Genomic DNA, 21,616 nt, shown 5'->3' on the forward strand with positions numbered 1-21,616 from the left:
TCACAAAAGTGAAAGAGGTTTTAGACATCTACAACCATTACAATTTAGGGTTTTTTCCATACTTATTGTCGCCAGGCTGACTGTCTTGGCAGAAGAATACAATCAAAATAATTGACCCTACCAGAGGAATTAGACTGATTAGAATCCACCATCCGCTTCTACCTGTGTCATGCAGTCTACGGGCCATAACGGCCAAGGATGGCAACAGGACAGCAAGAGAATAAATCAAAGTCAATACCGGTGATAAGCCTACAAGGCTATCGATCAGACTGATTACAAAACTAGCGATTGCACTAAATAGAACAAACATCCAATACTCTGTACGTCTTGCTCTACCTTGAAATCCTACATAGTTTTTTAATGCATTTAAATACCATTGCATATATTTTTCACCTCCTTATAAAATCTAAATGTTTCTTTACAGTATCCGTAAAATTGTTCTTTTAGGTATATCGGCAGGAAACATATAAAATTTTACTTGTAAAATTATAACTTTAAACTAGAAATTTACGCAATACATTTATTAATGTTAATAATTCGATGAATAATTTATAAAAATATAAAATTACATATTGAATTTTCCATATCCATTGAATAATATAGAGGTACGGTTAACCGCCAGGTTTGAATCGTCCTTCTTAACAGAAGGTGCTTTTATTTTCAAATCAATTGAAAGCGCTTTAATGCGAAACAGGAGGGATGAGCAACATTAAATTCGAGGGTGAAGAAGTTAATACAAACATAATCCTGACCGCTTTCTCAATATTTTTTATGTTATCAGGGATGTTCAAAACGAGAGGAGATTGATTTATGAAGCAATCATTTGTTCGTAAAGTAACGGCAGCTTCACTCGCAGGTGCGCTGTTGTTGCCTGTTTCTTTGGTAGGCGCCGAGCAAACACTCAATTCAGATACAGATGGAATTCAAAATGTGGGGCAAACTTCCCTTCAAGCTCAAGACCTGGAAAACTTTTCAATTCAAAGTAAAAAGGCTGTCTCTTTCAAGGAGACTTCCGTACATGATCCATCCATCCTGAAAGTGAAAGACACATTTTACATTTTTGGCTCACATCTGGCGGCTGCCAAGTCCAAAGACCTCATGAATTGGGATACGATTGCTACAGGAGTGGCGAATGGTAATGCATTGATTCCTAACGTCAAAGAAGAATTAAAGGAAGCACTGGATTGGGCACAGACGGACACGTTGTGGGCAGCTGATGTCATTCAACTGGCAGATGGCAAGTTCTATATGTATTATAACGCTTGCAAGGGTGACTCACCGCGTTCAGCAATGGGCCTAGCAGTTGCTGAAAAAATTGAAGGGCCTTATAAGAATAAAGGCATTTTTCTAAAATCCGGCATGTGGGACCAACCGAGTGAGGATGGGACGATCTATGACGCAACCAAGCATCCAAATGCCGTAGACCCGGACACCTTTTATGATAAGAACGGCAAACTGTGGATGGTATATGGCTCCTACTCAGGAGGCATCTTCATTATGCAGATGGATGAAAAAACAGGGAAGCCGCTCCCTGGTCAAGGCTACGGGAAAAAGCTGACAGGCGGTAATCATGCTCGTATGGAAGGGCCTTACATACAATACAGTCCGCAAACGGACTACTATTACTTGTTCCTGTCCTATGGTGGATTGTCAGCGGATGGCGGATACAACTTGCGGGTGGCTCGGTCCAAAACACCGGATGGTCCTTTCTACGATGCTGAAGGCAATGATATGATCAAGGTCAAGGCAAATCCTGATAAACCACTTTTTGATGACGCTTCCATTGAACCATACGGTGTCAAACTGATAGGTAATTACCTGATTCCAAGAGAAATTGGTGATTCGGGTACAGGGCTGGGTGCAGGCTATGTGTCGCCCGGACACAACTCGGCTTATTATGATCCCAAGACGAAAAAGCATTTTGTCATTTTCCATTCCCGTTTCCCAGGGAGAGGCGAACAGTTTGAAGTGCGGGTACATGAAATGTTCATGAACGCTGACGGTTGGCCTGTGGTTGCTCCTTATCGTTATTCGGGAGATGAGGATTCACTGAAAAAGCTGTCAGAAAAGGATGTCCTCGGTCAATATTCGTATGTAAATCACGGGAAGAAAATTTCGGCAAATATTAAGCAAGCCGTTAACGTCAGTCTGGATAGCGGCGGCAAACTGTCTGGTGGAGTGAACGGTACATGGAAGTTGGGGGCAGGCAATCAGTTGGAAATTACAGCAGAGGGCACGAAGTACAAAGGTGTATTTCTGCGGCACCGTGATCCAGACACAGGTGCCAAGACGCTTGCTTTTACCGCGTTGTCCTCCAAGGGTGTTGCGGTATGGGGTTCGCTAAAGCCTGACCTGAAGGCTAGCAAAATTGTAGCTGCTGTGCAGAAGGATCTGAGCCTGGGTGATACGAGCAATGTTCTTTATAATCTGACGCTACCTACTCAAGCAGCGCAAGATACCACTATTTCATGGGAATCCACCCACCCGGAGAATATTTCTGTGACAGGTGAAGTATATCGTCCAGAAGCAGGTTCTCAGCCTGTAACAGTTACATTGACAGCGACCATCAAAAAGGACAAAGCCACAGCTAAGAAAAACTTTACAGCCATTGTTCCCGGGCAGGCCCGAGGTCCTCAGCTCGCACGCTATTCGTGGAGTGAAGATCAAGGAACTTCGGTTGTCGACAGCACATACAATCAATTCGATGGTAAGACCTATGGTGGTGCTGCATGGGATAAAGACGGGAAGCTTGGCGGTGCGCTTGTCCTAAACGGTAAGGATGGTTACGTGCAACTACCAAATACAGTAACAGATGCGAAGGATTTTACCTTTTCCGCTTGGGTGAACTGGAAGGGCGGTGCAGCTTGGCAACGGATTTTTGACTTCGGCAACGGCCAAGCCCGGCATATGTTTCTTACCCCTTCCCAAGGAAACGGTGTGCTCCAGTTTACAATCCATGAGGGTACGGATCAAAGCTTGCTTTCCAAATCATCATTACCTCTAAACCAGTGGACGCATGTAGCGGTTTCACTGGAAGGGAATACAGGAAAGCTGTATGTAAATGGTGAGGAAGTAGCTGTTAATGACGGCATTACCTTTAATCCCAATGAGTTGCTGACGAGCGAGGCTTATCTCGGCAAAAGCCGCTTTGCCGCCGATGCTTACTTCAATGGCAGCCTGGATGAAGTTCAATTGTATAACAAAGCGCTGACAGCAGAGGAAATTAAAGCACTGGCAGAATTGTAATTCAAAATGAGCAGATAAACGCAGGAGATGAGCTTTTAGTAAGAAGTTCGTCTCCTGCACAATGTTTTGTATATTTATTTCTTGATTGCTGGTATAATAGGAAGCAACTGCGGATATAATGTTTTAAGTAGGCGTTAATGACTCACTGCCGCCGAATGAACACAGCTTTGAAGCAGCAATAGAGAACTTAAGCACTCTGCACAAATTAAATTCTCCAGTGCTTGCGTTTTCAATACACTTATGGTAATATGAGTATATTGAAATTGTGACCTGAGATTCACATATTGTAGAGGGTTATTGTTTTAGGTTGAAATAACCTTGTGCAATATGTGAATTTTTATTTGTCAAAAATAAAGGTCATATAAATACATTTTGGAGGTAATTCCATGCAAACAGGTACAGTTAAATGGTTTAACGCAGAAAAAGGTTTCGGTTTCATCGAGGTTGAAGGTGGAAGCGACGTATTCGTACATTTCTCCGCAATCCAAGGCGAAGGTTTCAAATCTTTGGACGAAGGCCAACGCGTAGAATTCAACGTAGTTGAAGGAAACCGTGGACCACAAGCTGAGAACGTTGTAAAACTGTAATTTAAAATTACAGCCTACTTCAGATGCCCCGAACATAGCGTTTGGGGCATTTGTTTTTATCTGTTCACAAGACCGTTTTTGAACTGATTACATCTTATCGCTTTATAAATCATGAAGAAAGAGGGATGTTTATGTACAATTCACGGAAAAAGCCAATGGATGAGATTCCTGAGGAAATTACAACTGTCTGGAATTGCGCCAGCGATACATGTAACGGCTGGATGCGGGATAACTTCGCTTTTTCTGTCGAGCCGACATGCCCCATTTGCGGTTCTGCCATGGTGAAGGGCGAGAAAAAGCTGGCTGTTTTAAATAATACGAGCTTCAATCATACCAAACAATCCTAAACGGATAAATGTTTGTAGTGAAAGATGCCCCATAGCCATTAACGGCGCTGAGGCGTCTTTTTGTTTTTTATAAATATAAATTATACATAAGAATGAACAGGCTTTCAATTATGGTGTGGAGGATGGGGCTAGTATGCTCAGTAAGATAGAATTAAATTCGGGTAGCGCTTCGTAAAATACACCGTGCCCGCTTCGTTCGAAAGGAATAAGCTTTGATCCGGCAATTCCTTTTTGAGTTTGGACAGCCAGGGGGAAAGGACAGACCCGATCCAGCTTGCCGTGTAGAATCCAAGTAGGCACGTGTATACATGGTAGGTCAGCGCGCAAATCAGAGTCACGCAGTGAATACAAAGTACAAGCCATGCTATGAACTGTAGCCGCGAAACCCTGATCACGTAACCAGTCGCGTAAGCTCTGGCTGACGGGATTGGCAAACAACATCTCGCCAAAAGAAGTTACCAGTTGTGGACGATCTGTATAGGCTTGTTTGATGAGTTTATCTACCTCTGTGACAGGAGTACCATAAGGGAAGTCACTGGTTGGGGTGAATCGGGGCGTAGCTGCTCCGATCAAGATCAACTGATTGACGCCAAATCCCCGGTGCCTGCTCATGTAGCGTGTGACAATAGCTCCCCCCATCGAAAAACCGATCAGCCGTACCTGGTTTAACTGAAGCGCCTGCATAACAGCCAGCAGATCGTCCGCCAATCGATCATAATTGTATCCACGCCATGGTCGATCAGACTTGCCGAACCCCCTAAGATCAACCTGAATACAGCGATACCCGTAAGCAGGCAACAAGGCGGCCTGGTATTCGTACATTCGGTGATCCAGCGGCCAGCCGTGAACCATCAGAACAGGGATGCCTTCTCCAATATCCTCGACATACAGCTTCACGCCGCGTTCCACCTCAATATAATATCCCATCGTATTCACCCCTTTAGAGATCACGAAATTTCATTCTCTCTCACATATATGTAGCCAGGGCTTAGCTCATTCGAAAAAGGGATGAGACTGTCACGATATAAGCATATATTATGTTAAAAAATGTATGTCATCCTGCATAGGGATGGGATATAATTATGGAATGAAACAGCATCGGGAGAGTGGAACAATGACACCATCAAAAACATTAAAATGGATTACAGGCGGATTGGAGCTGTTTTTAGCTATTCCCGTTTTGGGCGGGCTGCTCGTCGTAAATTCCGCGTATACTATATTGTTCTTTATGCTGATTTTCCACATTGTTACGTTGGTACTATCGGTGACGAATAGAGAGTCTTATTATGGATCTATTTTAGGGATCGTGACCTCGGTTATTGGATGGATTCCGATTGTGGGCTGGTTGATGCATTTGATCTCAGGCATATTTTTGATGATTACCGCAGCCCAGCAGCCACGTGATCAGTATCGTAATCGCAATCCTTATGATGATTATCGCTACTAGGGTAAGTGTGGCGATACAAAGATGAAAGATCCTGTTGAACAGGGTCTTTTTTTATTTATGAAATCTCCCCATGATTATGGTGTTGTAGTATTTGCCATCTGAAAGAACCTTATCGTATTTTAATAACCCTTCGATCTCAAATCCATGTTTTTTATAGAGCTCAATGGCTTTATCATTCGTTTCCAAAACTTGTAGAGTTATTTTCTTGATGCCATTGGAGTCAGCCCAAGAAATAGATTTTTTTAAAAGATTCGTCCCGATCCCATAACCCCAAAAATCCTTTAGTACGCATACGCCAAATTCAACTTTATGAGAGAATCTGCTCAGAACATGGCCCTCACATCTTGAAAATCCGACGATTTTATCATGAACTGCCGCAACTAAAAATAGGTTTCTGTTATTCTCTGTATCTGATTCAATGAGCTGTTCAAAACCGGATGTACTTATAAACGCTTCTCCCTTCTCTCTGTCTAAATTTTCAGTCTCTCCATCAATCAGAAAACGGATTTCAGACAAATTCTTCGCATCTTGAATCATGGCAGATCTGATCGTATAGCTCATTCCTCGTATATCAAATTCCTGTTTATTTATTTTCATTACCTTCTCCTTATTATGAATTTTAGTGAAAAATGACCTCTGGATCATGTTAGTCTACCACATATTATCTTGTTTACATGACAAATAAGCTTGTCCCCTCCTGTTGTATCAGCAGCAGGGGACAAGCTTATTGATTTCTCCATCCGTACAGGGAAGCCGGATTGAGATTTATTATACATGGGTGGCGGTAGCTATTTTTGCTTAGCAGAGGCTTTAGCTGCACTGGTTTTAGCAGGAGCCTTGGCTGCATCTCCTTGAGCAGGAGCTTTACCGGCATCGGCTTTACCGCCATCTACTGGTGGTTTGGATGGTTTCACGCCATTCACCATATCTGTCATCATTTTCTTTAGATTAGAGACACGTTGGTTATATTCAGTTGCTGTAATCTTGCCGTTTTGTTTTTCCGTAGCCAGTTTCGCTTTCATATCTGAAACCATCACATCAATAACGGAATTTACGCTCACACCTTGTGCTTTGGCGATTGTAGCAAGGGATTTACCTGCTTTCAATTGTGTATCCAACTGACTGGAGGACAATTTCAATAATTTCAGGAGAGCTTTGTTCTCAGCATAGTTTCCTCCTGCGATTTTAGGGCCGTTAGCATCGCCGGGGTTACCCTTAGGTGCCTGTGCTTTGTCTGCAATGGGAGCCTTCTCAGGTGTAGTTGAAGCAGCATGGGCTGCGCTTGTGGAGTACAGTGCCCCGCCTCCTAAAAATGCCAAGGCCATCGTTCCGGCCAAAATTGCCTTCTTGGTGCTCTTCATCTTCATTTTCCACCTTTCGGTTATGGTTTGTTTGGTACGTGATACATCATAAGGGATCAACTTGAATGCTATCTGAGTGCAAGCTGAGCATTTACTGAATAAAATTTGGAGAGCGAGACTAACATTTTAGTAAGATGGTACTTGTATTACGTGTATTAAGTGATATAATACACTACAGGCACGATAGATACAGCCGATTAGGGGGAAACACCCATGGAAGAACAACGGATTGGCTCGTTCCGATTTTTAATTGACTTCAGCCAGCCATTATATGAACAAATATTAAATCAAGTACGAAGCTCCATTGCTAAAGGGGAGATCGAAATGGGAAGTAAAATGCCATCTGTTCGTGATCTGGCGCAGGAATTACGCATGAATCCGAATACGGTGATGCGGGCGTATCAGGAGCTGGAGCGGGATGGATTGACTGAGAAGCGGCGCGGGTTAGGCACTTATGTTACTTCGTCCAGTGAACGGATTGCCAGCTTTAGGGAACAATTGGCCATAACATATATAGAGCAGTTTCTCGGACAGATGAGCAGCCTGGGGTTATCGTGGGAAGATGTACAGCAGTATATACGAAGCAAACAGGACGGAAATGACGAGGAAGGAGGCGAAGGGGCATGACGGAATCTATTGTGGTTGCGAGTCATCTGACGAAGCAATATGAAAGTAAAAAAGCGCTGGACCACTTGGATGTCGTCATTCCGGCGGGACGCATTGTAGGGGTGCTTGGACCCAATGGCTGTGGGAAATCCAGCTTCTTTCGAGCAATCACCGGATTAATTCGGCCGGATGGGGGCGAGCTTCAGGTATTGGGGCAAAAGCCAGGTTGGGAAACCAATCGTGGCATATCCTACCTGCCTGACCGGGCTCGCTGGTACCCTAATCATACGGTGCAGCAGACACTGGAGTGGGGGAAATCCTTTTTGCCTGGCTTCGATATAAAAGATGCCTATAAACTTGCTGATCATATGGACGTGGAGTTGGAGTTGAAAATGGCCGGGTTGAGTCGCGGACAGGAGGCGCGTGTGCTACTGATTTTATGTCTGGCGCGTGAGGTTCCGCTCATGATCCTGGATGAACCGTTTGCGGGCATTGATGTCCTCTCCAGAGAAGCGATCGTGGCCGGGATTATTGATTATTTGGAGGGTCGCCAGCAGTCTATACTCATTAGCACGCATGATATTCAGGAAGTGGAAGGCTTGTTTGACTACACGGTCATGATGGACCGCGGACGGGTCATATGGTCTGGTGATTCGGATGATCTGCGTGCAGAGCATGGCTCGCTGAATCAGGTGTTCCGCAATTTGTACAAAAAGGAGTGGAAGGCGTGAATTCATCAGGGCTGTTCAAAGATTTGATACGCCATGAATTTCGAAATAAAGGAAGCTGGAGAAAGCAGAGCCGCAATCGACTGCCCAGATCGTGGAGACTTGTATATTTCTCACTATTTCTATTTGTGGCGTTCGTTATTTCCTTGTATTTCGCGCTTCACAACCAACTCGAATTGACAAGGCTGTGGTATGTCACCTTGGGCTTGCCCTACATGATCATTTTCATGGGTGTGGGAAGTCTGAGAAGAGAATGGGAGAATGACACCTACGGATGGTGGCTGACTCTGCCCTATCCGCGCATGTGGCTGATTAGCGCCAAATGGATTGCTGCTATTTTACAAGCCGTGGTCGTGACCTTGTCCCTGTTTGTGGTAGGTTCTCTGTACGCGCTGTTCATCTCATCAACCATCCAGTCTTATACGTTTGCGGATGCAGCGTCCTTTATTATAGCTGGATTGAACTGGTTTGTGATGATTATCGCTTTCACACCGTTGGTTATTGCGCTGGGTCTGCTGACGGCCAGTACCAAATACAGCACCTTGCGGCCGATTAGCCCGATACTCTGGATTCTTTTGATGGGTGGCGGGAGTGTCTTTTATTGGTCAGGCGATCAGGGGCTTTATGAGCAGTTTGACCATGTTCAAACAGGACAATGGTTTCCTTTTACCTGGCATTTCCCGATTGCGGTGTTGATCAGTTGGGTTGCTGCATATGTATTAATCCGCTTGAGCGCTTATCTACTGGAGAAAAAACTGTCGATTTAGGCTAGCATATCTATAGGATCTATGAGGAAGGAGTTTCACCATGACGACGATATTTATATATGCATTGTTGGCTGTTTTGGTGGGGCTGATGATCTGGTTCAGAACCAAAAGACGAGGGGGGCCGGTAAAAGGAAACGGAATCCGGATTCTGCTCCCCTTGTTTATCGCGTTCCCGCTTATGATGATGTCTGTGTACCAATTAATGCATATTCCGGGTCAAACGTACGCGCCCCCCGCCTTTTGGGAACTGCTGGTTGCCGGGCTATTAGGGGCTCTGTTTGGCTATGTTATTTTGCTGCATACGGCGTATGAAAGACGGGATGACGGTCTTATTTATCCCAAGCCGAACCAATATTTTAAATATATTATTATCGCTATTATCTTGATTCGCGTTGTTTTGACCCAGTACCTCAGTAGTTTGGGTACGACCGAAATTAGCATGCTGGCAATTACGATGGCGCTGGTGTATATTTCAATCTGGCGAATCGGGAGCTTTATCAAGTTTCGGAGAACGTTATCCGTATAACGATATCAATGGGGTTAACAGCGGCTTACTATTCAAAAAGCGTTTATTCGCTTGATGATAGGAGCCGCTTTTTTTGAGTTTCGGCATTAGCAAGTTATCACACATTGTTATTGCTCCCCATATCCTTTATTCTAAGGTTTGTGGCTTGCATTGTAGCAGTACAAGTATAAATTTTTGAAAGGTGGGTTATTGAAGTTTCAAAACATTTAAATGGGGTTTAAAGTTAGATAGGCGGGGAAAAGCTGCTTTTTGCGATTAGGTGTAACTAAATTGGTTACATAAAAGGAAATTGTTTTCCATATTCTATTTTATATGTTGAGAGGGGCTTACATTCATGAAAAAACATACGGTTACTGCTGCACTCGCTGGTTTGCTTGTTCTGTCTTCTGCTGTACCGGCTTTAGCAGCCGAGGTAAAACCTACCACGGGTATTCAGGTTTGGGTAGATGGCAAGAAGGAGGCTTACAAAATTGCGCCTATCGTGAGAAATAAGCAGGTTTTAATTCCCTTGAGACAATTGGCCTCCAGTTTGGGAATTCCGATGGATGCCAAGCATATTACGTTCAATACGGCACGACAAAGCACGACTATCCGATATGATCAGGCGACGGTTGTACTGGTGTCTGGCAGTCCAGAAGCGCAAATCAACGGGATTAAGGTACCGCTATCCACCTCGACCCTATTAACCAAGCAAGGGGTAACCTATGTACCGGTTGATGTCGTCAAAGAGGCATGGGGCAAGCAAGTGATTTGGGACCCGGCCAGCCAAACGGTGCAAATTGGGGTGAGTAACAAGGATAAGGTCGTTGAAATCGTGAAAAGCTTTGAAACCGGAGACACGAAAGCGGCCGAGACTTGGATCAGCAAGGATCAGTACATTCAGCACAATCTGAGCTTTGCCAGCGGAAGAGATGCCTTGCTGCAAGGAATTAGCCAATTGAAGCAAGCTGGTACAAAGGTTGAAATCCATCGTGTGCTTCAGGATGGGAATTTTGTAGCTGTTCATTATAAAACGACAATTGCAGGTAAATCAAGCATTGTTTTTGATATTTTCCGCTTCGATAGCAATGGTAAAATTGTTGAGCATTGGGACAACATGCAGGACTCGGCTCCAGCCAATCCAAGCGGACACACCATGATTGATGGAACAACACAGATCACGGATCTCAACCAAACTGAGACGAACAAAACACTGATCCGCAAGTTTGTGGATGATGTCCTGGTTGGCAAGAACCGCGCCGCACTGGAAAGCTACTATAACGGTGATCATTACATCCAGCATAATCCTCTTTTTGGTGACGGTGTATCCATTCTGAAGCAAGCATTCTCCGCAGGGGGAGGTCAGGAAGCTTCCTTTGGATATGATCAGGTCCATATGGTCATTGGAGAAGGAAACTTCGTGCTGGTTGTGAGTGAAATCAAATCGCCACAGGGAACCTCAACGGCTGTCTACGATATGTGGCGTGTGGAGAACGGCAAAGTAGCAGAGCATTGGGACGTAGTTCAGGAGGTTCCGGCTAAAACAGAGTGGAAAAATACAAACGGCAAGTTTTAAGAAAGTGCGTTTGTGGTATGGCGTGATTGGCACGCTTTCCTAATCGTCCTGTTCCTGTTAAAATGATGCAAACTTATAACAGGGGGTTGGACGATGGAAGGCTTGAAGCAGCGTGTGGGCTGCCTGCATGCACATCACTCGAACATAGCCTATGTGGAACGAGCTTTTGCTTCTTATGAGGTGGAGCTGATACATTTTGTGGACCCTGGGCTTATGCGCCGGATCTCGTCAGACCCGCATTTTTCTGCGGACGATGCCAGTCGCAAGGTAGAAGAGCAACTAAGCTGGATTGCCCAAAGCGACATAGACGTTATTTTGGTAACGTGCACGAATTATATCGTTTTGGCGGAAAAGGCTCAATTGACCATGTCTACACCTGTAATCGCGCTGGATGAGCCCTTTTTTCATGAGATATGCGATGATTTGCTGCCACGGACCTTGGTATTCACGAATTCGGCTACTGTAGAGGGAACGATGAAGCGTCTTTATCATACGGCTGCTCTGTTAGGCAAACCAGATATCTCTTCTTGGATAGAGGTTAAGGTGGTGGAGGACGCTTTTCAACTGATTATGCAGGGACGTGAAGACGAGTATAAGGAATTGCTGGTTCGTTCGCTGTATGAGCTGAGGAAGGCTGATCCAAGCAGAGGTCTGGCTGTAGCACAGTTGTCTATGGTTGATGCTGCGTTACAGGTGGAGCTGGAGACGGGGGAAACGATTGGCAATCCCTTACGGTCGTTGACGAATTTAATTGAGGATTTGTTACGTTAAAAAAGTATAACTAAAAGAACTTCCAACCCGTGTTCTGGGACTATGGAAGTTCTTTTTTTGAGGCTGGCGAGCAGGTTAATTCTGCGTTGTTCATCACAGATTCTGTTGATCTTGGGTGATGAATGCTGCGCCTGCCGATTCTCTTTGGACAAGCGTAACGTATAAACGTTCATGCTCCACGTCTTCCCCGGCAATGATTTTGAGAACTTGTTCGGCAGCTACAGCGCCCCATTTACGTTTGGAATAGTCAATCGTTGTCAGACGGGGCTGAATATATTGCGCCAGCTCGATATTATCAAAGCCGACGATATGAATATCCTTGCCAATCGTCAGCTCTGACTGAGCCATTCGATTGTAAAAGCCCACTGCCATTTCATCATTGAGACAAAATACGGCTACAGGTTCCGAACCCGGGCTAACTTGTTGCTGCAAAATGATTTCAGCCGCCTGTTCGCCGCCCGATTTCTCAAAATCGCCGGCAATTTCGATCATTTCAGCGACGCCGCTACGCTCAATGGTCTGCTTGACCGCCTGCATCCGTTGCCATGAATCGTAAGAACCTTCTGGTCCGGTAACCACATATAGCTTACGGTGTCCCAATTCCAATAAATGTTCGATTGCGAGAGCAGCGCCCGCTTTGTTATCCAGCAGCACCTGGTTAATGTTAGGATGATTCAGTTCACGGTCCAATACGACAATTTTATGTCCTCGCTCGGCATAGTTCAGTAGCTCCTGACTTTCAAACGTCTGATCCAGCACAATGGCGCCGTCGATCATGCGTTCCGGCAGCATTCGGTGAGACTGCTTACCACTGCATACGATGAGATCATAGCCCTTGCGGTTTAAAATTTCCTTGATGCCGTACAGTAAATCTCCATAAACGTCTCCACGAAAATCAGTCAGGAAAACGCCAATAATTTTGGTCTGCCTTTTCTTGAGATTACGTGCGGCGGCATTGGGCACATAGTTAAGCTCTTTGGCAATCGCTAAAATACGTGCGCAAGTTTCTTCTGTAACCTTATCGCTACCATTTAAGGCATATGAAACGGTAGATATTGAAACGCCCGCCTGTTTGGCGATATCTTTAATGCTGACCACATCGTCACCTCCTTGTCGTCCGTCTTATCATTGCTATTGTATATTCATTATTAACCACATATCTATTCCAAATGTCGTAGTCCTACACATAAGCAGCAAAGGGCGATCCCGCAAGATCGCCATCCCTTTGTTGCCTATACCAGATTTAGCATCAAAAACTCTTTATAAAATAATTTCCAGACGGTGTACACCGTCATGTTCTGCTAAGGCCTGCTCGAAAATCTCACGTTTGATACGCAAGGCACCAGAGCGGTAGCGATTATCATCGGCTGGCACGCTTTCCAGGGGTGTCCCGTTCAATACTGCACGGCCTTGCTCACTACCAGTACGCTCTTGCAGCATGCGGTAGACGAAGGTAATTGGTTTTCCTGCAAAAGAAAATTCAAATTCCAATCCGTCGAGATGATCCGGCAGCACAGGGTCCAGGATCAGGTCTTCGCCCGACTGACGAATACCAAGGACATTCGATATGAGTTGATTCATGTAGATTCCCGGACCGCTCGAATAGATTCTCCAGCCGCCTTTGACGGGTACGGCTCCTTCACGCAGTTCACCAAACCGTTCTTGGGCTTCATAGCGGGTGTTAAATTTACCGTCCGAGCTACTGAAATAGGCGTTGCTTTGGCGCCATTCGGCATTCGGTACGGACGCACGGATGCCGACCGGATTGATGAGCTTCAGGCTGTGCCAAGCGTCATCCTTGCGTCCCAACTTGGCCATCGCTTCTGCAAAGCGGATATGGGCATGCACATATTGCAGCCCGACCTCACGTCCAAAGTTGGCCGCTTGCTCTGCACGCTTGAAGTGCGAGCTCACACCGCCATCATACTGTGCAGGGCGGTTCATCAGACGCACACCATCCGGGCAGAGGAACTGCTCACGGATGAGCTGCTCATGAGCCAATGCTTGTTCAGGCGTGAGCAGCTGGCTGATCATGCTGCGTGTCATTGGCAGCAACCGATAATGGATTCCTGTCTCGGTATCAGACGGATGGAGCATGAGCTTAGGCTGACCGGGCTCTTCCATATACACGAAGCCCGGAATAATTCCGCTCTCCAGCATGTAGCGGTTAAAGTCTTTACGGATGCCATTGGCCATTTGATGTAGATCTTGTGCGATCTTGTCGGCTTCGCTTACTACACCTGCGGGGGCCTGCTCCAAAGCAGCAGCAAAGTTACTAATAACTTGGTAGGTGAGTGCAACTGTCCAGCTGCTCGCCATGTATTGCTTCAGCTGAGCATTGGCTGGCTGGAGGGTATCATCCCAATCGCCGTCGCCATAGGCCGACAAATACGTATCATGAAGGAAATTCTCCCGAATATATTCGATTTCCTTCAGGGCATGTTCCATGAGAGTCGCGGTTTGCTTGGTATAATCGAAAGTATGCCGATGGGTGTAAGGCACATTTTCTCCCAGAATACTGTAATCACGGGTAGCGGTCAAATAATCGCCCAGTACCTTGAGCGGCCAGACGATAATATCCCCATGGCTTTCTTCTTGCTGCACGTGAGTATAGTTGTCAAACATAAACCATTGCGGCCAGTTTCCGCTGTCCTCGTACTGATGGCTGAAAACAGTCAGCAGAATGGAACGAACCTCGTCGAACTTTTGCGTAGCTGAGAAGTATTCCACAGGCCCCTGACACACATCACGTGTTCCCCAGGCTGCGCCGCCGTATTGCTCCAGACCGTGAGGCACAGAGTAGTGAACGAGCATATTGTGGGTGTACCACCAAGCCACTGCGTTCACACGGAATAGCTCGCTCGTTTCGTGTTGACCCAGCGACAGATGGAAACCGTTCATAAGCTCGGCGAAATATTCCCGATAGCGCTCGCGCTCATCTTCAAAGGAAGCGTAACGCTCTTTGTGCGTTGATTCTTGCCCGGCTGAAGGCCCATTCAGCCAACCCTGCACGGTGCAGGTCCATTCGCTGCTGTCACCCAGCTCTAGCACAACCAGAGACGCATCAGGAGAAGCTTTACCCTGTAGCAGTGCGTGAGTGTCGCTCACATGCTGTAATGGAGCGCCCTCTATGTGCATTCGGTACAGCAGGTCTGGGTAGGCTTCGGCGCTCAGGGAAGCGGAGTCTGCCCGGAAGAGCAGGGCGTCACCTTCACGTTCCATATGAAATGGAAGCTCATATTCGTTCACATGCATAGACATTTGCTGAGTGATGAGGAACGGATAGGTTTTGCCGCTTGCCGCACGCATATGAAGCCGTACTTCTGGGCTATCGGCATTCGTATGGTTTGTAATAATGAATGTATCGTCAGCCGTTTTGTAGTACCAGCGCACATAATTAAAGCCAATCTCGAACAGGGAAGGCATCGTGAGCAGGCGGTATTTCCCTTGGATTCCGACATAGATACGCTGACCAGATGTCTTGGGAATATTGAGCGCATTACGCGCGTTGGTGATCATTTTATTGAAATTCGTATTGCCGATTACGAGCTGGGAATTGAACACCCCGTACATATAGGAGGTGGTTGTAATGGTTTCTTCCTTACCTCCTGAGTAATGCCCGCCCATTAAAATGTGCCCATGGGGACGCTCTACACGAAGCTCTTTGGATTTGAGTACAACATGCTCATAGCTGTCCGTGAAAAAGGAAAGTAGCTCATCGCCATCCCGTTCTTCTTCCTGCCGTTTCGGGAAAAGTTGATTCACTTCGGCAGCGGTTAAGTCCAGCGTGCGCAGCGGCTCACCGATGGTTTGAGCTGGAGCCACACGCCCTGCCTGAAGATCACTTGTCGCGTGTGCCGGTATGCTGGTCTCGGAAGTGTCCGCTAGAACGGCAGCTACTTCGTCACGTGCCTTTGTCACCAGCTCTTGATACTCCAGCTTTGTCACTGCGGCTGGATGATTGGGCTGGAACAGACCGTAAAAAGTAAAGCGAGCTTCCCCGGCAAGTTTCACCCGCTCAGATTGCAACGCGGTATAGGCGAATTCGTATTGGTACACTTCATTGGCGAGCGAGTCACGATGGAGTGCTTCCGGCTCATTCGTTTCTTTGTACGAAAGTCCAAAGAACTGAAATCCGTCAGTCGAGTAACCAACAGTGCGGGTTAACGAGCCTTGTTGAATGTATGGGAACGCCTGACTTTGAGGCTGGTTTTGACGTGAGCAAACGGTGTAGCCTCTTTGTTCATCATGATAGACGGTGTGGTCAATATATTGAGACAAATAAGCTTCATTACTGCGCACAGCAGCGGTATCGGCAATGCCGATATCCTGACCGTACACGACATCTGCTTCCACGTCATCGCCCTGTAGGGTTACATCCCAGAACCATACTCCCAGGCGGCTTAGCGTGAAGGTCACCTGATAGCCTACACCAGCGGTGAAACCTTCCCAAATAATCTGCTGATCCGTTTGTCGGATGACTCCCGGTGAGCGAACTCCAAGCAGGGGAGTGATACTTACACCGGACGGACGGTACAATCTCAAGTACAGATTGTTCAAGGAACCGTCGACTGAATTGGTCAATAGCTGGTTGATCATCGTTGAGCCATGGGCGATCTTATACACATCACCGCTGCTCAAGAAGGTAAAAGACAGGTCGCCGGCTCGCAGCAAAATATTTTGATCCAGACTTGTATTCATCAAAGGGAACGCCTCACTTTCCTGTTTATTTCACTAACCGAAAACGGCTTTCACTAGTATCTCGGCTGTTAGGTCCTGTAAAAACGGCAAATTCACCGCTGTCACTGCTGAAGCTCAAATCTGCATGATGATAGCGCAGCTGAGGCTCGGTCAATGCAAATTCCACTTCCCGGCTTTCGCCTGGGGCAAGAAGGACTTTGCAGAAATCTTTCAGTTCCTTCATTGGACGAACCGTATCACCGCTGATATCACGAACATAGAACTGGACGGTTTCCTCGACCGGACGTGTTCCTGTGTTCGTTACCTGCACTTTAACGGTCAGTTCCTGACCAGGTATAAGGGTATCGCCGGAAAGCTGTACGCTGTCATAGGCTACATCGGTGTAACTCAGTCCATAGCCGAACGGGAATAAAGGTTCGTTTGGTACGTCTAGATATTGGGACACGTAGCGTTCTTTTGTATTCGGATCTAACTGCGGACGTCCCGTATTAAAATGATTGTAGTACACGGGCACCTGTCCGACCGATTGCGGGAATGACATGGTTAGGCGACCCGTAGGTTCGGCATCACCGTACAACAAATCGGCAATCGCCGCGCCGCCTTCACCACCAGGGAACCAGGCTTCCAATACGGCGTCTGCTTCTTCAATGACACCGTGCAGATCCAACGGACGACCATTAAATAATACGGCTACCATAGGCTTGTTCAGCGTCTTTAGGCGCTTCACTAGTTCCAACTGTGCTTGTGGCAGACGAATATTGGAACGGCTGCCTGCTTCACCACTCATATCGGAGCGCTCACCAAGCGCCAACACGATAACCTCTGCTTGGCTGGCTGCTTGCAGAGCTTTCGCATATTGCTCCTCAGTTATATCGTCGATAGAGCAACCTGCCGCAACCGTGAGCAACGAGGAGGATATTTTCGATTGGAACCCGTCGACAACGCGAATAGCTTCCTCCTGCGAACCACTCCACGACCAAGAGCCCAGGATATCACCGCTCTCTGCAAAAGGTCCGATCAACGCAATATGTTGATTGCGATTCAATGGAAGAACGGAATCATTTTTGAGCAACACGCAAGATTTAATAGCTAATTCTTTGGCAACCGTACGGTGAGCTTCGCAGAACACAACTTCACGTTCGCGCTCAGGGTCTGCGCCGCGTAGCGGATTTTCGAACAAGCCCAGCTTTTGCTTGAGCTTCAATATACGTATCACGGCTTCATCAATGAGCGCTTCATCCAGTTGTCCGCTGCGAACCAGCTCAGGCAGATGCCCGTTATAGCAGGAGGTCATCATTTCAATATCTACGCCAGCCAGCAGTGCTTTCTTCGCTGCCTCGCGCTCATCCTCGGCGATGCCGTGAGGGATAAGCTCCTTGATGGCAGCCCAATCCGAGATGAGTACACCATCAAAGCCCCATTCATCACGAAGCAAATCACGCATCAGGCGCTTATTGCCCGTTGCGGCTACGCCTTCTACGGTATTGAAGGACGTCATCACCATTTCGCAGCCTTCATCTAAAGCAGCTTTGTAGGAGGGGAGATAATACTCTCGCAGCTGCCATGCGGATACATCTACAGTGTTGTAATCTCGTCCGCCTTCGCCAGCTCCATATGCGGCAAAATGCTTCACGCATGCGGCCACCCGGTCGGTATCGTTCGTCAGATCTTTACCCTGAAACCCGCGTACAAACGCACGAGCAAATTCGCTGTTGAGGTAAGGGTCTTCCCCTGTAGATTCCATCACACGGCCCCAGCGCGGGTCACGCACCAGATCGACCATAGGAGCGAATGTGACGTGAACACCGGATACAGCTGCCTCGCGGGCTGCAATGGTAGCGCTCTCTTCTGCAAGTTGCATATCCCATGAGCAACCAATGGCCAGCGGTATAGGGAAAATCGTTTTGAAGCCGTGTACAATATCTGCCATAATTAAAAGCGGAATACCCAGACGATTTTTACTCAAATGAGCCTGCTGAACACGAATCGCTTCCTTGGCCCCTGCGATACCAAGCACGGAACCGACGTTATGGACATTTTTCTCTGTGATGCCGAGAGAAGCCATGGGGCCGGTAATTTGACTATCCGTTCCCGCTTCTTCAAAGAAGGCACCCACAAGCTGTAGCAGTTGATCGACTTTTTCTTCAAGCGTCATGTTTTCTAAATAGGAATTCAGGTGTTGTTCCATCATAATCCTCCATAAGCTGTATTGTTGGTGGACAGCTCTCTTTTTCAGATTCATGAGATTTTTTGGATAAAATTGATTCAAAAAAGTGCTGAACAGGCTAATAGCTAGTATAGAAGCATAATATTCTGTCGTATTATTAATCGAAACGTTTCTATTGTTGAACTCAGTTGGATTATATACGCTTTCAAATGGAGAGTCAAATCCAATTCAGGGGGTTTTTATAGGCTGAATAACGTAATAAAGATGATATAAACGAAAAAAAGTCGGGATTCTGTGCAAATAAAAAATAATATTTCTATTGAATACGGTTTCAATTTGTTCTATAATGACTATCGAAACGTTTCTATTGACGGGTATGGTCCTTGTGCTTTGAACATAAGTGTTATAGCGGTATGCTTTAATCGCTATGTATTTACATGCATCAGGATTTTGCACGATTCGATTCCAGGCGCTCGAAAGTGCAATATATAGATGAACGAGACCATTTCGTTCTATATATTGTTCATTGGAAGTCGCTTATTGAATTTTTGCAAAATCCTCGTATTTGAATCCGTTATCATATTGCATGATCGGTAAACCGATCATCTCGGGAGGAATTCGTATGATGAAAAGAACGTTGGGGATCATTTTGGCAAGCACCTTATTACTGGGGGGCGCGCTAGTAGGTTGTTCGTCCAAGGATGATTCGTCCGGTAAAGATGCGAACGGCAAGACGACCATCACCTTATGGGGTATGGGAGCGGAAGGAAAGCTGTTGCCTGAAATTGTGAAAGATTTTGAGAAAGAAAATCCAGATATTCACGTCGATGTACAGGCGTTACCTTGGGATAATGCTCACGATAAATTGCTAACGGCTGTTGCCTCGAAGTCTGGTCCGGATGTGGTCCAATTGGGCACGTCATGGGTACCGGAGCTTGCAGCTGCGGGCGCATTGACGGACATCACACCTTATGTCAGCAAGTATCCTGAACTGGAATCGAAGAATTTCTTCGAGGGTGCTGTAGGTACGACAAAATTTGAAGGGAAACCGGTCGGTGTGCCTTGGTACACTGAAACGAGAGTTTTGTTCTATCGTTCCGACCTACTGAAACAAGTCGGATATAATGAAGCACCTAAAACGTGGGAAGAGCTTTCCGATGCTGCCCAAAAGCTGGCGGCTCGGGGCAAAGGCAAATATGGTATCTCCTTTAGTGCAAAGGAGCAGTCTATGGGCTTTATGTTTGCTCTCCAAAACGGTTCCAAACTGGTTGACGAGCAGGGCAATCCGCTGTTCAACCAACCACCGTTTGTAGATGCTGTGAAGTATTTGAATACTTTTTTCCAAAATGGCTCTAACGCAGTGGATATTGGAATTGATTCTGTTCAAGGTTTGCAAGGTGAGGGTATCGTTCCAATGTTTATCAGCGGTCCTTTTATGATTAAAGAAATCAAGAGCAAGGCACCAGAACTGGAAGGTAAGTGGAATATAGCGGAGCTTCCTGGCAAAGTAAACAACCTGTCCGTTTTGGGTGGAGCGAACCTTTCAATTATGCAATTCAGCAAGCACCCAGAGGAGTCGGCCAAATTCATGGCTTACATGAGTAAACCAGAAACGCAGCTGAAATGGATGGAACTGTCCAGTAACTTGCCTGCGGCTACTAAATCGTGGGAAGATGCCAAGCTTAAGAGTGATCCGATGCTTCAAACTATTCGTAAACAGCTGGACCATTCCGCAGCATTGCCGCAACTGGCAGCATGGGAAGAGGTTTCTCAACAATTCATCAAGAGCTTTGAGCGTGTTTACCGTGGTCAAGCCGACGTACAGAAGGAAATGGATGACTTTAATCAGCAGGCTGCAAGTATTATGAAAAAATAATGATCCATATCCGCCATTGTCAAAGGGAGTGAAGGCATGAAAGGAAGCTCGCAGAAGCTTGCGCCATACTTGTTTATCGGTCCCTCCATCATCCTGTTGACGCTGTTTTCGCTGTTGCCGATTCTACTGGCGCTCGTAATCAGCTTCACGGATATGGATCTGTCAGGACTCGTTAATTATGATAGTATTCGCTTTATAGGTCTGGAAAATTATACAAACGTACTAATGGACCCTTCCTTTATAAAGTCCCTTGGTAATACCCTGTTCTTCGTCATCATCGGTGTTCCGTTGGTGCTGATATTTTCGCTTAGCATCGCGATTCTGATTAACATGGGTAAATCACGTGCTTTCAAAGTATTCCGCGTTGTGTTCTATCTACCGTCCGTAACGAATGTGGTCGCAGTCGCAGTCGTTTGGAGCTACCTGTATAATCCGACGCTTGGATTATTCAACTATGTACTTGGTATGATGAATTTAGGTCCCGTCCCATGGCTGACCGATCCAACAGTAGCGAAAGTTTCGTTGATTGTGTTAGCAGTTTGGCGGGGCATCGGCTTAAACATGATTATTTTTATTGCGGCTATTAAAGGGATTCCGGGTTCTTATTATGAAGCGGCTCAGCTTGACGGTGCCAATACATGGCAGCAAATTCGTTATATTACGCTTCCGCAGCTTCGTTACGCTATTTTCTTCGTGTCCATCACGACGATGATCGGCTGGCTGCAATTTTTCGAGGAACCGTTTGTCATGACCAAAGGGAAGCCGCTCGACGGCACGCTGACGGCATCCCTGTTCATTTACAATAACGGCTTCCAATTTAGTAAATTCGGTTATGCCGCGGCGGGATCGTTCATTCTGTTCTTCGCGATCATCGCGGTGACGCTGATTCAGTTCCGTTTGCAAAATAAAGCGGAGTCCTGATAGAGAGAGG

At 46.3% G+C, this 21,616-nt stretch carries 19 protein-coding genes; 12 read left to right on the forward strand and 7 right to left on the reverse strand.

The features are described 5' to 3' along the window. Nucleotides 1–37 precede the first annotated feature (37 nt). Nucleotides 38–382 carry a DUF805 domain-containing protein gene (locus KAI36_RS01505; protein ID WP_220026735.1) on the reverse strand — a complete coding sequence of 115 codons (345 nt, stop codon included), beginning with the start codon at nucleotides 380–382 and terminating at the stop codon, nucleotides 38–40. 428 nt (nucleotides 383–810) lie between these two features. Between KAI36_RS01505 and abnB the strand changes: the two genes are divergently transcribed. From abnB to KAI36_RS01520, 3 genes are all read left to right on the forward strand, one after another. Continuing rightward, nucleotides 811–3,246, forward strand: a complete 2,436-nt coding sequence (abnB, locus tag KAI36_RS01510) for an arabinan endo-1,5-alpha-L-arabinosidase AbnB (RefSeq protein ID WP_220026736.1) — start codon at nucleotides 811–813, stop codon at nucleotides 3,244–3,246. Nucleotides 3,247–3,632: 386 nt separating this feature from the next. Continuing rightward, a complete protein-coding gene (locus tag KAI36_RS01515; protein WP_007428290.1) occupies nucleotides 3,633–3,833 on the forward strand; it encodes a cold-shock protein in 201 nt (66 codons plus the stop codon). A 131-nt stretch (nucleotides 3,834–3,964) separates the two neighbouring features. After that, a complete protein-coding gene (locus tag KAI36_RS01520; protein ID WP_013308357.1) occupies nucleotides 3,965–4,180 on the forward strand; it encodes a cold-shock protein in 216 nt (71 codons plus the stop codon). Between the two features lie 108 nt (nucleotides 4,181–4,288). Here KAI36_RS01520 and KAI36_RS01525 read toward each other — a convergent pair whose 3' ends face one another. Further along, the gene (locus KAI36_RS01525) at nucleotides 4,289–5,107 is read right to left on the reverse strand and encodes an alpha/beta fold hydrolase (protein WP_220026737.1); all 819 of its coding nucleotides are present in this window, start codon (nucleotides 5,105–5,107) and stop codon (nucleotides 4,289–4,291) included. A gap of 187 nt (nucleotides 5,108–5,294) precedes the next feature. Between KAI36_RS01525 and KAI36_RS01530 the strand changes: the two genes are divergently transcribed. Further along, nucleotides 5,295–5,627 carry a hypothetical protein gene (locus KAI36_RS01530; protein ID WP_013308359.1) on the forward strand — a complete coding sequence of 111 codons (333 nt, stop codon included), beginning with the start codon at nucleotides 5,295–5,297 and terminating at the stop codon, nucleotides 5,625–5,627. A 51-nt stretch (nucleotides 5,628–5,678) separates the two neighbouring features. On the opposite strand, the gene KAI36_RS01535 is transcribed toward KAI36_RS01530, so the two are convergent. Further along, on the reverse strand, nucleotides 5,679–6,224 hold the full coding sequence (locus KAI36_RS01535) for a GNAT family N-acetyltransferase (RefSeq protein WP_220026738.1): 546 nt from the start codon (nucleotides 6,222–6,224) through the stop codon (nucleotides 5,679–5,681). Between the two features lie 191 nt (nucleotides 6,225–6,415). Next, nucleotides 6,416–6,988 carry a hypothetical protein gene (locus tag KAI36_RS01540; protein WP_220026739.1) on the reverse strand — a complete coding sequence of 191 codons (573 nt, stop codon included), beginning with the start codon at nucleotides 6,986–6,988 and terminating at the stop codon, nucleotides 6,416–6,418. A gap of 213 nt (nucleotides 6,989–7,201) precedes the next feature. Between KAI36_RS01540 and KAI36_RS01545 the strand changes: the two genes are divergently transcribed. The 6 genes from KAI36_RS01545 (at nucleotide 7,202) to KAI36_RS01570 (ending at nucleotide 11,941) form a co-directional block, all read left to right on the forward strand. Beyond that, nucleotides 7,202–7,615, forward strand: a complete 414-nt coding sequence (locus KAI36_RS01545; protein WP_220026740.1) for a GntR family transcriptional regulator — start codon at nucleotides 7,202–7,204, stop codon at nucleotides 7,613–7,615. Continuing rightward, entirely contained in the window at nucleotides 7,612–8,325 is a 714-nt protein-coding gene (locus KAI36_RS01550) for an ABC transporter ATP-binding protein (RefSeq protein WP_220026741.1), read from the forward strand. The genes KAI36_RS01545 and KAI36_RS01550 overlap by 4 nt, the downstream gene beginning before the upstream one ends. After that, nucleotides 8,322–9,089, forward strand: coding sequence for an ABC-2 transporter permease (locus KAI36_RS01555; protein WP_220026742.1), 768 nt, complete (start codon nucleotides 8,322–8,324; stop codon nucleotides 9,087–9,089). The genes KAI36_RS01550 and KAI36_RS01555 overlap by 4 nt, the downstream gene beginning before the upstream one ends. Before the next feature lie 40 nt (nucleotides 9,090–9,129). Then, nucleotides 9,130–9,615: a CcdC protein domain-containing protein gene (locus KAI36_RS01560; RefSeq protein ID WP_220026743.1), complete on the forward strand. Its 486-nt coding sequence runs from the start codon at nucleotides 9,130–9,132 to the stop codon at nucleotides 9,613–9,615. 334 nt (nucleotides 9,616–9,949) lie between these two features. Further along, nucleotides 9,950–11,170 (forward strand): stalk domain-containing protein, encoded by a 1,221-nt coding sequence (locus tag KAI36_RS01565; protein ID WP_220026744.1) that lies wholly within the window; start codon nucleotides 9,950–9,952, stop codon nucleotides 11,168–11,170. 93 nt (nucleotides 11,171–11,263) lie between these two features. Next, on the forward strand, nucleotides 11,264–11,941 hold the full coding sequence (locus KAI36_RS01570; RefSeq protein ID WP_220026745.1) for a hypothetical protein: 678 nt from the start codon (nucleotides 11,264–11,266) through the stop codon (nucleotides 11,939–11,941). A gap of 93 nt (nucleotides 11,942–12,034) precedes the next feature. Here the strand turns inward: KAI36_RS01570 and KAI36_RS01575 are convergent, their stop codons facing one another. The 3 genes from KAI36_RS01575 to KAI36_RS01585 all read right to left on the reverse strand — a co-directional run bounded on the left by KAI36_RS01575 (nucleotide 12,035) and on the right by KAI36_RS01585 (nucleotide 18,830). After that, nucleotides 12,035–13,039: a LacI family DNA-binding transcriptional regulator gene (locus KAI36_RS01575; protein ID WP_220026746.1), complete on the reverse strand. Its 1,005-nt coding sequence runs from the start codon at nucleotides 13,037–13,039 to the stop codon at nucleotides 12,035–12,037. Nucleotides 13,040–13,201: 162 nt separating this feature from the next. Beyond that, complete coding sequence (locus tag KAI36_RS01580) at nucleotides 13,202–16,642, reverse strand: GH36-type glycosyl hydrolase domain-containing protein (protein WP_220026747.1); 3,441 nt, start codon at nucleotides 16,640–16,642, stop codon at nucleotides 13,202–13,204. 25 nt (nucleotides 16,643–16,667) lie between these two features. Next, on the reverse strand, nucleotides 16,668–18,830 hold the full coding sequence (locus tag KAI36_RS01585) for a glycoside hydrolase family 3 N-terminal domain-containing protein (RefSeq protein ID WP_220028022.1): 2,163 nt from the start codon (nucleotides 18,828–18,830) through the stop codon (nucleotides 16,668–16,670). 601 nt (nucleotides 18,831–19,431) lie between these two features. On the opposite strand from KAI36_RS01585, the gene KAI36_RS01590 reads away from it, so the two are divergent. After that, nucleotides 19,432–20,685: a sugar ABC transporter substrate-binding protein gene (locus KAI36_RS01590; protein WP_220026748.1), complete on the forward strand. Its 1,254-nt coding sequence runs from the start codon at nucleotides 19,432–19,434 to the stop codon at nucleotides 20,683–20,685. Nucleotides 20,686–20,721: 36 nt separating this feature from the next. Continuing rightward, nucleotides 20,722–21,606 (forward strand): carbohydrate ABC transporter permease, encoded by an 885-nt coding sequence (locus tag KAI36_RS01595; protein WP_025723881.1) that lies wholly within the window; start codon nucleotides 20,722–20,724, stop codon nucleotides 21,604–21,606. Nucleotides 21,607–21,616: the final 10 nt, after the last annotated feature.

Origin of the sequence: Paenibacillus sp. S02 (genome assembly GCF_019454065.1) — a bacterium.
GTDB lineage: Bacteria > Bacillota > Bacilli > Paenibacillales > Paenibacillaceae > Paenibacillus > Paenibacillus polymyxa_B.

Excerpts from the sequence above, each read along its gene's own strand:
- KAI36_RS01535 (WP_220026738.1), bottom strand. The coding sequence starts at position 6,224 with ATGAAAATAAATAAACAGGAATTTGATATACGAGGAATGAGCTATACG.
- KAI36_RS01585 (WP_220028022.1), bottom strand. The coding sequence starts at position 18,830 with ATGGAACAACACCTGAATTCCTATTTAGAAAACATGACGCTTGAAGAA.
- KAI36_RS01520 (WP_013308357.1), top strand. The coding sequence starts at position 3,965 with ATGTACAATTCACGGAAAAAGCCAATGGATGAGATTCCTGAGGAAATT.
- KAI36_RS01595 (WP_025723881.1), top strand. The coding sequence starts at position 20,722 with ATGAAAGGAAGCTCGCAGAAGCTTGCGCCATACTTGTTTATCGGTCCC.
- KAI36_RS01530 (WP_013308359.1), top strand. The coding sequence starts at position 5,295 with ATGACACCATCAAAAACATTAAAATGGATTACAGGCGGATTGGAGCTG.
- abnB (WP_220026736.1), top strand. The coding sequence starts at position 811 with ATGAAGCAATCATTTGTTCGTAAAGTAACGGCAGCTTCACTCGCAGGT.
- KAI36_RS01560 (WP_220026743.1), top strand. The coding sequence starts at position 9,130 with ATGACGACGATATTTATATATGCATTGTTGGCTGTTTTGGTGGGGCTG.
- KAI36_RS01590 (WP_220026748.1), top strand. The coding sequence starts at position 19,432 with ATGATGAAAAGAACGTTGGGGATCATTTTGGCAAGCACCTTATTACTG.
- KAI36_RS01550 (WP_220026741.1), top strand. The coding sequence starts at position 7,612 with ATGACGGAATCTATTGTGGTTGCGAGTCATCTGACGAAGCAATATGAA.
- KAI36_RS01515 (WP_007428290.1), top strand. The coding sequence starts at position 3,633 with ATGCAAACAGGTACAGTTAAATGGTTTAACGCAGAAAAAGGTTTCGGT.
- KAI36_RS01565 (WP_220026744.1), top strand. The coding sequence starts at position 9,950 with ATGAAAAAACATACGGTTACTGCTGCACTCGCTGGTTTGCTTGTTCTG.
- KAI36_RS01545 (WP_220026740.1), top strand. The coding sequence starts at position 7,202 with ATGGAAGAACAACGGATTGGCTCGTTCCGATTTTTAATTGACTTCAGC.
- KAI36_RS01540 (WP_220026739.1), bottom strand. The coding sequence starts at position 6,988 with ATGAAGAGCACCAAGAAGGCAATTTTGGCCGGAACGATGGCCTTGGCA.
- KAI36_RS01525 (WP_220026737.1), bottom strand. The coding sequence starts at position 5,107 with ATGGGATATTATATTGAGGTGGAACGCGGCGTGAAGCTGTATGTCGAG.
- KAI36_RS01505 (WP_220026735.1), bottom strand. The coding sequence starts at position 382 with ATGCAATGGTATTTAAATGCATTAAAAAACTATGTAGGATTTCAAGGT.
- KAI36_RS01580 (WP_220026747.1), bottom strand. The coding sequence starts at position 16,642 with ATGAATACAAGTCTGGATCAAAATATTTTGCTGCGAGCCGGCGACCTG.
- KAI36_RS01570 (WP_220026745.1), top strand. The coding sequence starts at position 11,264 with ATGGAAGGCTTGAAGCAGCGTGTGGGCTGCCTGCATGCACATCACTCG.